This window comes from Blautia sp. HCP3S3_D9 (genome assembly GCF_052063845.1).
GTDB lineage: Bacteria > Bacillota > Clostridia > Lachnospirales > Lachnospiraceae > Blautia_A.
In genome coordinates, this window is the sequence record NZ_JBQHWS010000044.1 from 1 (window position 1) to 13,631 (window position 13,631).

Genomic DNA, 13,631 nt, shown 5'->3' on the forward strand with positions numbered 1-13,631 from the left:
AAAGCACAACATTAAAGAAAGGAAAAACTGATGCATTGGTTATTTCTGTCCGACTGAGATTGGTCATTTTCTCCCGACAATAAATGGCTAATTTCTCCCGACGCTAACATCCTGTCAGTACTCAGATTACAAAGTATTATTCAGGCTCTGAATTCACATAAAATATCAGTCCATAACATTTTATCCAACGAATATTCACAGTTAAAAACATGTATTTACCTGATTCTTTCAAAATCAAACACATTTATGGAATGTGGTAACAAAACCGCTTCATATACTCCGTCTGTCTCTTCTTCCGGAAATCCTTCAATAAATACATCCTTTTTGTCAATATCATTATAAGAATCCACAGACTTTCCTGCAATCTGATATTTTTGAATTCTATATCTCCCTTTCTGATTTTCGTTCAGACAAATTTTTACTTTCTGTTTTTTTTCCGCCTCTTTATTTACCACAGAAATAGAAATTTTTCCTGTTCTCGAATGCTGTGTAGCCAAAATATCCAATGTATCTGTGATTATTTGATTACCATTTTTATCAAACACTGTAATTGTATTTTTCTCCCCTTCTTCCCAACCATCCAGAACAATATCTCCCAAACGGTTGACATATAAGTCAAATACATGATAGGTACTTCTTAATACAAGTCCATCTTTATAACTGTAAATACATCCTCTTGTATTTAAGATTGGTGCAAAGTTAGCCATTCCAACAATATCACAATGACGATTCATAGCATTCAAAAAGCAGGCTGTAAAAACAGCATCTGCCATTGTATAAGAAGAATTATCATCATTTTTATCTCTCGGCACAAGATAAGTCTTGGAATCTATTCCCTGTTCAATTGTATGTACATTTGGATGATGCCAACTACGCAAATTCCACTCATCAAAAGCAATTTTTATTTTTCCTTCCAGATGTAATGCCGTAAGCAATCCCTTTACATCAAGAACCGCCCTGTCCACCTGTTCTGTATATGCCATGCACTGATTATAATCTGCAAGTTCATTTTTTTCCGGAAGCATATCCCAATATCCATGTAAAGAAATCCAGTCAAGATATGCCCCACAATGTTTTAAAAGACTCATCGTCCAGTCAATATCTGGAAGTGCTGCCGCTGATAGCTGCACTATCGGCGACACATGTTTTATCATTTTTGCAGCTTCCTTTACAAGTCTCCACCATTCTTCAGAACTTTTTGCACCAATTTCCCAGTTTCCATAATTTTCATTTCCAATACTCCAATATTTTACATTGTATGGCTGTTCCTCGCCATTGGCAATCCGCCACTTTGCATACTTTCCTTCATTCTTCAGATTACAATATTCAACCCAGTCGCTCATTTCCTCTGCAGTTCCAGTTCCTGCGTTAGTACAAATATAAGGCTCACATCCTATTTTCCTGCACATATGAATGTATTCATCTGTTCCAAATGTATTCGGATCCTCCACACGCCATGCTTTATCAAAAAAAGGGTGTCTGTTTTCTCCCACTCCATCTTTCCAATGATATGAAGATACAAAACATCCACCCGGCCAGCGCAAAACCGGAACTTTGATTTTCTTCATTGCCTCAATGATATCTTTACGAAAGCCTTCCTCATCGGACAATTTATTTCCAGGATCATAAATCCCATCATAAATTTGTCTGTGAAAATGCTCGATAAAATGCCCATACAACATAGGACTTCTTTTCCCAATTGCTCTTTTTTCATTTACATGATATTTCATACTCCAACTACCTCCTCATCTCTGCCCCCAGAAGCCCTAACTTCCTTCATCCTACCTACACATAACCAAGGCATCAGCTATACTCCTTTGCGGGATCTGCACCCAATGTGTACATGATTTTTTTCGTCTGCTGTTTCTTTTTCGTTTACCTCACCTGTTGTCTCTGTTGTACTGTCAGCATATATACTCTGTAATGCGAGAAGCATCCTTCCTGTCAGTCCCAGAATTATTCCCCATTTTTTCTCATACCAGTTCTCCAAATATTATCCCCTCTCAGGTTACGTTAATTTTCGTAAGAAAATACCGGTGCTCCTGTCTTTTCATCCCAGTGGATTTTCATCAGCATGGCATGGCGGTTTGGATTATACAACGGATTTCCTTCTATCTTTTCTTCAATCCTTGCATGATAAACCATGATTGGATTTCCCTCTTCATCTTCAGTGAATGAATTATGTCCAGGACCGTAAACTCCTCTGTCTGCATCCGTGCACAGAACCGGATAACGCTCTTTTGTCCAGGATTTCGGGTCAAGAAGATCAGAATCCTCAGATGCCGACATCATTCCAACACAGTACGCAGCGCCTGTTTCAGATGCTGAATAGGTAAGATAAATTTTACCGTTATGATGGATCACTGCAGGACCTTCATTTACCCAGAACCCAACTCTCTCCCAGTCATAATCCGGTGTTGTAAGCAGTACCTGAACAGTTTTCAGTTTATATGGTGATTCCATTTCACCAATATAAAGATTTGAGATCTGTTTTCCCACGCCTACCTTCTCAGCCCATACATAATAATGTTTTCCTTTGTTTTCAAATACTGTCGCATCCAGGGAAAAAGCTTCAAAAGAAAATTCATCCTCATCTGCACGTCCCATCTTCCCTTTCTCTGTCCAGGTTCCTATAAGAGGGTCCGCATCTGCACATTCCAGCACATAGGGACGGATCGCCCAGACATCATCTTTATCCCCGCCGGCAAAATAGATATACCATTTACCATCCAGATAATGAAGCTCCGGCGCCCAGATATGTTCACTCATGATCCCTTCAGGATGTTTCTTCCAGACTGTGATTTCCTCAGCATCCTTTAACCCTGCCAGAGTTTTACTCCTTCTCAGCACAATTCTGTCATAAGCAGGTACAGATGCCGTAAAATAATAATTTCCATCTGTGTGTCGGTATACATATGGATCTGCCCGCTGTAAGATCCATGGTTCATTATATTTTAGTTCTTCGCTCATTATTGTATCCCCCTTTTGATTCTGCAACATCACTTTTTATTTTAGTTTTGCATAAAATACTTTTATATATTTAAAAGTTTACCGTATTTTTTAGAAAATATCAACTATATTTTTTTCTTTTCATTGCACATTTTGTTCACATTCGTTATAATTTACCATAAATGCCGTTAGAGTGCGTTTGAAAAATGCTTTAAATCTATACTATAAATTCAGAAAGGGAAATCCGTTATGTTATATATTAAAAGTCTGGAGCAGGCGGTCCCTGTCTTCAAAGCTCTTGGTTCTGACATCCGCATACGGCTGATCCAGACTCTCCTTGAGCATCAGGAAATGAATATGAATGAACTGGCTTCCAGTCTGGGGATTACCAACGGTGCCCTGACCAGCCATGTAAAGAAACTCGAAGAATCCGGAATTCTCGCAATTCTTCCAGAGCATTCCGGCCACGGAAACCAGAAGGTCTGTCGCATTAATGTTGACAAGATCCTGGTTGATATTGCCTCTAACAATGACAGCCCGGCTGAGGACAGTTACTCTATTGACATTCCGATCGGCAACTACTTTAATTATTCTGTCTATCCAACCTGTGGGCTGTCTACTACCGATAATCTCATCGGTGAGGTAGATGATCCTCGTTATTTTGCTCATCCGAGCCATGTAGATGCAAAGATTTTATGGTTTGGACGGGGATTTATTGATTACCGCATTCCAAATATGCTGCCTCCGGGACAGAAGATTGACCGGCTGACACTCTCCTTTGAAATCAGTTCAGAAGCTCCCGGAGTCAACAGTGACTGGCCTTCTGATATTTCCTTTTTCCTGAATAATACAAAGGTCGGAACCTGGACAAGCCCCGGAGATTTCGGTGATGTCCACGGTATGTTCACTCCCGACTGGTGGTTCCCGAACTGGAATCAGTATGGTCTTCTGAAGATGCTTGTCATTGACCGTCACGGTACTTTTATCGATGGATTAAAGATCTCTGATGCGAATACACAGCAGCTCACTTTTACCTCTCAGGATGATATGGTATTCCGTTTCCAGGTGGATGAACCATCTCAGAATATTGGCGGTCTGACACTCTTCGGAAAAGATTTCGGAAACTATAATCAGGATATTAATGTGAAAGTGCATTATACTCCAAATGTATAATTTTACAGAATATCTGAAAACAGCAAAAGCAAGGAACCGATGTGCTTTGCCACATAATTCCTTGCTTTTGTTTTATATTTCATCTGATTCTCTGATTATTCTCCGCACATCCAGACTCTCATCTGATTTTCTCCGCGGTTGCCCCATGTGTAATACGGCACTGCTGTCAGTGTTGTCAGCGTTCTCACCGGTGCAATATCACTGTACAGAGAATCTCCCACTGTTTCCAGCTTACGTGCTTTGATTTTAAGCAGGACGCAGCCTTCCAGCAGGCCTTCTTTGCAGACTTCCTCTTCCATCTTTGCATCTTCAAAGATGTGGTAAGACTGAAGCAGGCCCGGATTGTCCACACCCTCGAAACAATAAACGATCGGCCCGCGCATAAATGCTACACAGCCGGCATCTTCCCTTACTTTAAGGTTTGCATAAATCTTGCGGATCTTCATCGGAAAAACAAGTTCTACTTCATCATTTTCCCACACTCTCTTAAGGATCAGATATCCCTTTTCCACATCTGCCGTGATATCTTTCACTTTTCCATTTATACGCACCTGAACAGAACCCGGGCGTACCCAGGATGGGATATGGATTCCAAGAATAGTTTCTTTTTCTGTTTTTCCGGTTACATGATAGATTACTTTTCCGTCCCATGGATAGTTGCTTTCTACGGTTACATCCATCTTATCAAAGTGCGCTTCTGTGCCTGCCGGGATATGAGAATAAACTCCATCTTCTGTCTCACTCCACAGATATTTACCAAGAGACATCAGCAGACGGACTACATTGGGAGGGCAGCATGCGCATGTATACCAGCCCGGACGCTCCGGCAGAACATGCTTATATCCATATAATTTTCCGCTGACTCCAGGTTCTGTTTCCAGTGGATTTACATAGAAAAATCTCTTTCCGTCAAGCTGCATTCCGCTGATGATCCCATTATAAAGTGCTCGTTCCATCACATCTGCATAGCGTCCATCCATCACATTATCAAGCATCTTTCTTGCAAAAAATACCAGCCCGATGGATGCACAGGTTTCCGCATAAACAGTGTCATTCGGCAGATCATAATCAATGGTAAATGCCTCGCCGTCTACGGTACTGCCGATTCCTCCGGTGATATACATTCTCTTCTGAGTCATGTTCTCCCAGAGATCACAGCATGCCTGATAGAGTTTTTCATCTTTGTAAAGAGAAGCCAGTTCTGCCATAGCAGTGTACATATACACCGCACGGACGCTATGTCCCACCGCTTCTTTCTGTTCATAGACAGTGGCATGGACCTGGTTATACTCTCTATTATTCACATCCATATCAAAGTGAACCCAGCCTCTTTTTTCCTTTTCTTTTACAAAGTAATCCGGATCTTTTCCACGCTGTTCAATGAAATATCTGGCAAGGTTTCTGTAGTTTTCTTTTCCGGTTACTTCGTAAAGGCGCAGAAGTCCCAGTTCAATTTCCTGATGTCCCGGAATCCCCGGTTCTTTATCTTCTTCTGTTCCGAAACGTTTCTCAATGTGCTCTGCCATACGCTCCATGACATGAAGCAGACGATCTTTTCCAGTTACTTCGTAGTATGCTGCCGCAGCTTCCATCATATGCCCTGCGCAATATAATTCATGACATTCCTGCAGATTCTGCCAACGATGTTCGGGCTCTTTAACTGTAAAAAATGTATTCAGATATCCATCATCCTGCTGTGCTTTTTCAATGATCTCAATAACCTTATCTGCACGTTCTTCCAGTTCAGGGTCCGGACGGACTTCCAATGCATATGCCACGCCTTCCAGCCATTTGGCAACATCACTGTCCTGAAAAACCATTCCATAAAACTCGCCCTCTTCCAGGCCTGCTGCAATACGGAAGTTTGCCAGTGCATGGCTCTTCTCCACTCCCGGAATCTCATCATTTAATATTTTCTCCTGATAAGGAATGACTGTATCCATTACCAGTTCCTGATATCCTCGCCAGAATTTATCCGTTACTTTTACCTTATTCAGCAAACTGCTCTTTAAACCTTCTTTCATTTCTGCGCCTCCCATTTTTCCGGCAGATCCGGACATTTTCGCACCTTCTGTACAGCCCGCAGTTCCACAAAGCATCCGCAGAGCCTGCACATCCCACTCATTAATCGTTCACAGGAGCTGCATATGCCAAGCCTTTTCTCATAGGTCTGCTGATCTACTTTCAGCTCTTCATCCATACGCTGAATATAGCGTGACAGATCCTCATAAAAAGCTTCTTCATTCTTTTGTCCGGACAGACATTTCCTGCACACACGCAGCTTCCCGTTCATACCTTAGTCTCCTTTTTGTTTCCATTATAAATGTTCACAGAAAATACCTGCCTGTTTTGTCAGAAGCGGCATTTTCTGTGAATTTGTAAAGTTTATTAATCTTTCATTTTATCTGTTTAAAAATACTGTAATTATCTTACTTCCAGATGGAGAACACTGCATTTAGGAATTGTAAATTTAATTCCCTCTGCTGTTTTTTCCACTTCGTTAAATTCTTTTACACGAACCTGATCCGGTGTTTCGAAGGTATTCATTTCGTGCATTTCGCCGTGTACAATCTCACCTTTAACTTCATTTACCTGGTAATCTGTAAGGATAGTTCTGATTTCATAATCTTTATCCAGAGACAGGTTTGTCAGTGTGATATGTACAGCTCCGTCTTCTGCTACAGATACGGATTCTGTCAGGTTCGGTACCTGCCATTCGTCTTCCACACCAATAGTTTCTGTTTCAACAGAACTGTCTACAAGCATTGCATCCTGATGATATTTATACATATCAAATACATGATAAGTTGGTGTCAGAATCATATCAGCACCGTCAGTAAGAATCACAGACTGAAGCACATTTACGATCTGTGCAAGGTTCGCCATCTTTACTCTGTCGCTGTGTTTGTTAAAGATATTCAAAGTGATACCTGCGATCAGGGCATCTCTCATTGTGTTCTGCTGATACAGGAATCCCGGGTTTGTTCCTGGTTCTACTGTGTACCATGCACCCCATTCATCAACGATCATGCCGATTTTTTTCTCTGGATCATATTCGTCCATGATATGTCCGTGACGCTCGATCAAAGTTTCCATAAAGAGCGCTTTATTCAGACTCTTATACCATACCTTATCATCAAAATCTGTAGCACTTCCCTTGATCTCCCATCCTTCCGGATGTACATAATAATGAAGAGAAAGACCATCCATATTTCCGTGAAGTTCTTTCAGGCAATGATTATGTGTAGTCTTTAATACTTCGGAAGTCCACTCATAATCATCTACATTGGCACCGCAGCAGACTTTGTGGATTGGGTGATCTGGATGATAATTGCGGACATAAGTCTGATAACGGCGGTATTCATTTGCATAGAAGTCAGGATTCATATTTCCGCCACATCCCCAGTTTTCATTTCCAACTCCAAAGAAATCCAATTTCCATGGTTTCTCATGTCCGTTTTTCTTACGGAGGTCAGCCATCGGAGAAACGCCTTCAAATGTAATGTACTCAACCCACTCAGACATTTCCTGCACAGTTCCGCTTCCCAGGTTTCCATTAACATATGCTTCGCATCCAAGCTGTTCACAGAGTTCGAAGAATTCATGAGTACCAAAGCTGTTGTCTTCTACAACACCGCCCCAGTGTGTGTTGATCATTTTCTTACGTGTTTCTTTTGGTCCAATGCCATCTTTCCAGTGGTATTCATCTGCGAAACAGCCACCCGGCCAGCGAAGTACCGGAATCTTGATATGCTTCAATGCTTCTACTACATCTGTACGCATTCCGTTCTTGTTCGGAATCGGGGAATCCTCGCCCACATAGATTCCTTCGTAGATACATCTTCCCAGGTGTTCTGAGAAGTGTCCGTAAATCTCTTTGTTAATTTTGCTCTGTTTCTTAGATGGATTAATTACAAGCTTAGTCATTTTTACCTCCATAGCTGGTGTTTTTATGCGTTTATTTTACATTATTCTAAAATAATATACTTTATTTTGTTTTATCATTATACACAACTTCTATATGATATTCAATATGTTTCTGCAAAATTGCTATAGTAATTCAAAAAAACAATGCAAATACACCTGATCGAATGCGAATCCTGCCCAAAGTTTATTCTTACTATAATACAAAAAGAGCCACAACAGATTTCATTTCAATCTATTGTGACTCCCTCACGATTCAATCAGATTTTACAATCCTACATTTCCGCTGTTCAAGCCTTCTTTGCTGTCCTTATCCAGCGGCAACCAGTCCAGCACTTTTTTAATATAACGATTCCAGAAATCCCACTCATGGGCTCCCGGACCTTCCTCATAAGTTACATCTGCACCAAGTTCACACATAAAATCTCTGAACTTACGGTTCGGAGGAAGAAGCGGATCATCCAGGCCACATGCAAGATACATGTGCGGAAATGGAATACCTTTTTCTTTCATATCTCTGGCGATCCATTCCGGATTGATCTCACAGTCCGAAATCTTTGACAGATCCCCAAACACGCTTTCAAGGAAACTTTTTTTCTCAAAAAACATAGGAGAGCTGTCATCTGCCACGTTCATTTTTTCCAGGATCATTGCAGAAGAAAGCCCCGCAATATAGCCAAATGTATCGTGATATTTCAGACCATTGCGGATCGCACCGTAGCCGCCCATGGATAACCCGGCAATAAAAGTATCTTCTTTTTTATGAGATAACGGAAACATTCTTCTTGTGATCTTTACCAGTTCTTTTCCGATAAATTCACTGTAATTTTCATTTGCATCCGGATGATCCATATAGAACATATTTGCTCCGGAAGGCATTACCACAGCCAGGTTTTTCTCCTCTGCCCATCTCTTGATGCAGGTCCCGGTCACCCAGTCTGTGTAGTTTCCCATAACTCCGTGAAGCAGATAAAGTGTTTTAAAAGGTCTGTCATCCTCTTCGGCCTCTTCCTCAAAAAACACCTTGTCTGCAGGCAGGATCACATTCATTGTTACCGGGCGCATCAGCGCCTTTGAAAAGAAATTTACTTCCATCAGTGCCATCTTTTTATCCTCCTTGTGTTCTGTAAAATTACTGATCGTTTGTCAGATGCAGCTTGTCCAGAATATAGAATACCAGGCTCAGTGCCATACCTACAACGCAGGCAAGTACCATACCTGTAAGTTTTACATTTCCAAGATTCAGGGCGATTCCGGAAAGACCTACGATAAATACAACAGAGGTCAGTGTCAGGTTTCTGGATTTACTGTAGTCTACTTTGTTATCTACCAGCATACGCAGTCCGGAAGTACCGATCATACCATAAAGAAGGAAAGAGATTCCTCCAATTACAGGTCCCGGAATTGTATTGATCAATGCTGCCAGTTTTCCAAGAAAAGAACAGCAAATAGAAAGAACCGCAGCTCCGCCGATTACCTGTACACTGTAAACTTTTGTCATTGCCATAACACCGATATTTTCACCGTAAGTAGTTGTCGGTACGGATCCCATGCATGCAGAAAGGGTTGTGGAGAAGAAATCTGCAAACAGAGAACGGTGTAATCCCGGCTCTTTCAGAAGGTCTTTTCCTACAATTTTACTGGTTACTATCTGATGTCCGATATGCTCGGAAGTTACCAGCAGAAGTGCCGGAAAAATAGTTAAGATTGCTTCCAGGTTAAATTTCGGATGCTGGAAATTCGGCAGCGCAAAAAACGCTGCTTCTTTTACTGCTGTGAAATCCAGGATTCCGCAGAGTACTGCAGCTACATATCCGGCAATGATCGCGATCAGGATCGGAATGACAGATAAGAAGCCACGGAACAGAATCTGTCCAAATACGGCAACACCAAGCGTTACCAGGAACACGATCACATTTCTCATGTCAATCTGCTCATCCAGAAGTCCTGCTGTGCTTGCTGCACTTCCGGCAAGTTCCAGACCGATCAATGCTACTACAGGTCCCATTGCTGCTGTCGGAAGAACGATATCAATCCACTTTGTACCACACTTTCCGATGATCAGTGCCAGGATCATACCTGCAATACCAAGTACCACAAATCCTCCCAGTGCATATTGATAGCCAAATTTAGTCATAACCAGAATTCCCGGTGACAAAAATGCAAAACTTGATCCAAGGTAAGCCGGTGCTTTACCTTTTGTAATAAAGATAAATAATAATGTACCTACACCATTCATCAATAATACGATCGCCGGATTAATCCCAAACATAAACGGAACCAGCACAGATGCGCCGAACATTGCAAACATATGCTGGATACTCAGTGGGATCAATAACTTTGCAGGTACTTTTTCTTCTACCTGTATAATTCTTTTTTCCACTCTCTTTCTTCCTCTCTTTTCCCTGTTTTTGTAAAATTTGTAACTATTCAGTAGTCTACTATCCTGCGAAGGCACTGAACAGTTATAAAAATATTTCGATTTATTATACACAGAATACGTAAAAAAAGCTACTGTCATTTTAAGACAGCAGCTTACATACATCATAACCGCCAGCGAGGTTAAAGTTCATGTTGATGCAGATATTTTTCCCTGGTTGCAAGTCCTCCCCTGATATGCCGTTCCTGCTTGTTTACATCCAGAACTCGCCTGACTTCACATGCCAGTCCGGGATTTAACTGGCTGAGCCGGTCAGTGCAATCCTTATGTACTGTACTCTTACTGATCCCAAATTTCTTTGCCGCCTGACGTACCGTCGCCTTTGTTTCAATAATATAATTTGCAATTTCCACTGCCCGCTCCTCGATATAATCTTTCACGGATAAGCCTCCGAAGACGCTGTTTTTACAGTGTATGCATTTTAATTATTGGTTATGTTGTATTTCATTAATACAGTTTCTTATACAAGAAAGAATCCTGCTTTCAGGATTCTCCGCCTGCGTCGGAGGGCTTTTTATGTTATAGGAACATTACGGAGTAATTTCCTATAACACAAAAAACGGCCGCCCTCACCGGACGACCGTCGTATGGGATTTCCCATTTCTTATTTAAATTTAATCTCTTTTCCTTCCAGTCTCCACTGTCTGAATTCTGCGGATGCAGATAACAGAAGATCTGAGGAGGAATTCAGGGCTGTTTCTACAGAATCCTGAATTACGCCGATAATGAACCCTACAGCAACAACCTGCATGGAAATGTCATCGGAAATTCCGAACAGGGAGCATGCCATTGGGATCAGAAGAAGGGATCCGCCGGCTACACCGGAAGCACCGCATGCTGACAGCGCAGCAAGGAGACTCAGAATGATGGCTGTCGGAATATCTACATGGATACCAAGTGTAAATGCAGTTGCCATTGTCATAACTGTAATAGTAATGGCTGCACCGTCCATGTTAATAGTAGCACCAAGCGGAATGGTTACGGAATAAGTATCTCTGTCTAATCCCATCTCTTCGCAGACTTTCATATTTACCGGAATGTTCGCTGCGGAACTTCTTGTAAAGAATGCTGTCAGCGCACTTCTCTTCAGGCAGTGGAAGATCAATGGATAAGGATTCTGGCGGATACACCAGTAAACCAGAAGCGGGTTTGTTACGAAATAAATGAAAAGCATACATCCTACAAGAAGGACAAGCAATTTTCCATATGTTGTAAAAATCTCCAGGCCATTGGTTGATACTGTATTAAATACCAGGCCAAAGATTCCTACAGGTGCAAGGTTAATAATCCATGTTACTACCATAGAAATTCCGTCTGCAACATCAGCCAGAACTTTTTTAGTCATCTTATCTGCTGCACGGAATGCAAGTCCCAGCAGGATTGCCCACATCAGGATTCCTACATAGTTTGCATTTACCAACGATGATACCGGATTTGCAACTACATTCAGAAGCAGATTATTTAATACTTCTGCAATACCCTGCGGTGCACTTGTATCTGTTGCTGCTGTAGCAAGTGTCAGCTTTACAGGAAATGCCATACTTGCAAATACTGCGATCACTGCTGCCAGTACTGTACTGAACATATATAGAATGATAACCGTCTTAATAACACCGCCATGAGATTTTCCTGCATTACACAGAGAACTGATAACCAGGAAGAATACCAGCAGCGGCGCAATAGCCTTTAATGCGCTTACAAAGACATCTCCAAGGATTGCGATTCCTGTTGCCTGTGGTACAGCGATTCCAAGAATCGCACCCAGGATCAGGCCCACCAGAATCCTCTTTACCAGAGCGATCTCTGTCCATTTGTCCCATAATTTCTTCATTTCTTTGTTCCTCTTTCCCTTTAGTTTTGTAAAACACTGATACGTTACATTATAAAGGAAAACACAGAAATATGCAAGAAAAGCACAAAAAAAGATACATAAAAAAGTTCCCTGTCTGCTACGTTATACAGATCAAACAGGGAACTTTATTTTGTATTACTGAATCGTAAGGATTTTCTGATTACTATTATTTAATTTTGATAACAGCTTTTACAAGGTCTGTCTTGTTGTTTACAGCCTCATCATAAGCATCTTTAATATGATCCAGATCAAATTCATGAGTTACGATGCTCTTAACATTGATAGCTCCGCTTGCAACCGCTGCGATTGCTTTTGGATAAATGTTTTTGTAACGAAATACAGATTTGATGGTAGCTTCTTTGTCCATGATCTGTGCGAAATTGTATGTAATCTCCTCTTTGGAAGAAATACCAACTAATGTAATTGTTCCGCCTCTTCTTACGATAAATGGAGTCTGAGCAATTGTTACAGGTGATCCTGCTGTCTCGAATACAACATCTGCTCCACGTCCGCCAGTAAGTTCTTTGATTTTCTCAAGAGCGTCTTCTTTTCCGCTGTTGATAACTGCTGTTGCGCCTAATTCCATAGCTTTATCCAGACGGGCCTGTACAAGGTCAGCTACGATGATCTGTCCTGCGCCGTGAGCTTTGCATGCAAGTAATGTTACAAGACCGATGCATCCGGATCCAAGGATAACAACTGTATCGCCAGTTCCAACTGCACCCTGTTCTGCTGCATAGAAACCTACAGATAATGGCTCGATCAGCGCACCTTCTTTAGTGGATACATTGTCAGGAAGTTTAAAGCACATATCTTCAGGGAAAGCGATAAGCTCTTCGTTGCAACCCTGAACAGGAGGTGTTGCAAGGAAGACAACATCCGGGCAGAGATTGTAATGACCGGATTTACAGAATTCGCATTTACCACAGGTAATTCCTGGTTCCAGAGCAACTCTGTCACCTACTTTAAGATTCTCTACATCTTTGCCAACTTCTACGATAGTACCTGCGCACTCATGTCCAAGCATGAAGTCCTGAGACAGGTCTACTTTATATGCTCCGCAGTTTCCATTGTGATAGTAATGTACGTCGGAACCACAGATTCCTACATATTCCAGAGATACAAGAACTTCTTTGTCTCTTACCTCCGGAACCGGAACTTCTTTGATCACCATATTGTCAGTGCCTCTCATAACTGCACTTTTCTGTAACATTTTTTTCATGATATGTTTCCCCTTTCTGTTTGCTGCATTCTGTCTGAAATAACCGGATAGTCAACCACAGATTGCCCGGT

The 13,631-nt window shown here is 41.5% G+C and carries 12 protein-coding genes; 1 reads left to right on the forward strand and 11 read right to left on the reverse strand.

Features of this window, described 5'->3' with window-relative positions:
• Nucleotides 1-215 precede the first annotated feature (215 nt).
• The 3 genes from ACTNES_RS10195 to ACTNES_RS10205 all read right to left on the reverse strand — a co-directional run bounded on the left by ACTNES_RS10195 (nt 216) and on the right by ACTNES_RS10205 (nt 2,970).
• Nucleotides 216-1,730: an alpha-L-arabinofuranosidase C-terminal domain-containing protein gene (locus ACTNES_RS10195; protein WP_441039218.1), complete on the reverse strand. Its 1,515-nt coding sequence runs from the start codon at nt 1,728-1,730 to the stop codon at nt 216-218.
• 77 nt (nt 1,731-1,807) lie between these two features.
• Nucleotides 1,808-1,990, reverse strand: a complete 183-nt coding sequence (locus ACTNES_RS10200) for a hypothetical protein (protein ID WP_055057692.1) — start codon at nt 1,988-1,990, stop codon at nt 1,808-1,810.
• A gap of 23 nt (nt 1,991-2,013) precedes the next feature.
• A complete protein-coding gene (locus ACTNES_RS10205) occupies nt 2,014-2,970 on the reverse strand; it encodes a glycoside hydrolase family 43 protein (protein WP_055057693.1) in 957 nt (318 codons plus the stop codon).
• 228 nt (nt 2,971-3,198) lie between these two features.
• On the opposite strand from ACTNES_RS10205, the gene ACTNES_RS10210 reads away from it, so the two are divergent.
• Nucleotides 3,199-4,122 (forward strand): ArsR/SmtB family transcription factor, encoded by a 924-nt coding sequence (locus ACTNES_RS10210; RefSeq protein ID WP_291817258.1) that lies wholly within the window; start codon nt 3,199-3,201, stop codon nt 4,120-4,122.
• A 95-nt stretch (nt 4,123-4,217) separates the two neighbouring features.
• Here the strand turns inward: ACTNES_RS10210 and ACTNES_RS10215 are convergent, their stop codons facing one another.
• The 8 genes from ACTNES_RS10215 to ACTNES_RS10250 all read right to left on the reverse strand — a co-directional run bounded on the left by ACTNES_RS10215 (nt 4,218) and on the right by ACTNES_RS10250 (nt 13,560).
• Nucleotides 4,218-6,146: a glycoside hydrolase family 127 protein gene (locus ACTNES_RS10215; RefSeq protein ID WP_441039219.1), complete on the reverse strand. Its 1,929-nt coding sequence runs from the start codon at nt 6,144-6,146 to the stop codon at nt 4,218-4,220.
• A complete protein-coding gene (locus ACTNES_RS10220; protein WP_320813278.1) occupies nt 6,143-6,415 on the reverse strand; it encodes a DUF6171 family protein in 273 nt (90 codons plus the stop codon). Before ACTNES_RS10220 ends, ACTNES_RS10215 begins: the two co-directional genes overlap by 4 nt.
• A 131-nt stretch (nt 6,416-6,546) precedes the next feature.
• Entirely contained in the window at nt 6,547-8,049 is a 1,503-nt protein-coding gene (locus ACTNES_RS10225; protein WP_195981988.1) for an alpha-N-arabinofuranosidase, read from the reverse strand.
• Nucleotides 8,050-8,313: 264 nt separating this feature from the next.
• Nucleotides 8,314-9,150: an alpha/beta hydrolase gene (locus tag ACTNES_RS10230; protein WP_291810088.1), complete on the reverse strand. Its 837-nt coding sequence runs from the start codon at nt 9,148-9,150 to the stop codon at nt 8,314-8,316.
• A 28-nt stretch (nt 9,151-9,178) separates the two neighbouring features.
• Nucleotides 9,179-10,429: a uracil permease gene (gene uraA / locus ACTNES_RS10235; RefSeq protein WP_243103511.1), complete on the reverse strand. Its 1,251-nt coding sequence runs from the start codon at nt 10,427-10,429 to the stop codon at nt 9,179-9,181.
• 179 nt (nt 10,430-10,608) lie between these two features.
• Nucleotides 10,609-10,866, reverse strand: coding sequence for a sporulation transcriptional regulator SpoIIID (gene spoIIID / locus ACTNES_RS10240; RefSeq protein WP_291810083.1), 258 nt, complete (start codon nt 10,864-10,866; stop codon nt 10,609-10,611).
• A gap of 224 nt (nt 10,867-11,090) precedes the next feature.
• Nucleotides 11,091-12,317, reverse strand: coding sequence for a serine/threonine transporter SstT (gene sstT / locus ACTNES_RS10245; RefSeq protein WP_291817272.1), 1,227 nt, complete (start codon nt 12,315-12,317; stop codon nt 11,091-11,093).
• A gap of 187 nt (nt 12,318-12,504) precedes the next feature.
• On the reverse strand, nt 12,505-13,560 hold the full coding sequence (locus ACTNES_RS10250; protein ID WP_330687274.1) for an NAD(P)-dependent alcohol dehydrogenase: 1,056 nt from the start codon (nt 13,558-13,560) through the stop codon (nt 12,505-12,507).
• Nucleotides 13,561-13,631: the final 71 nt, after the last annotated feature.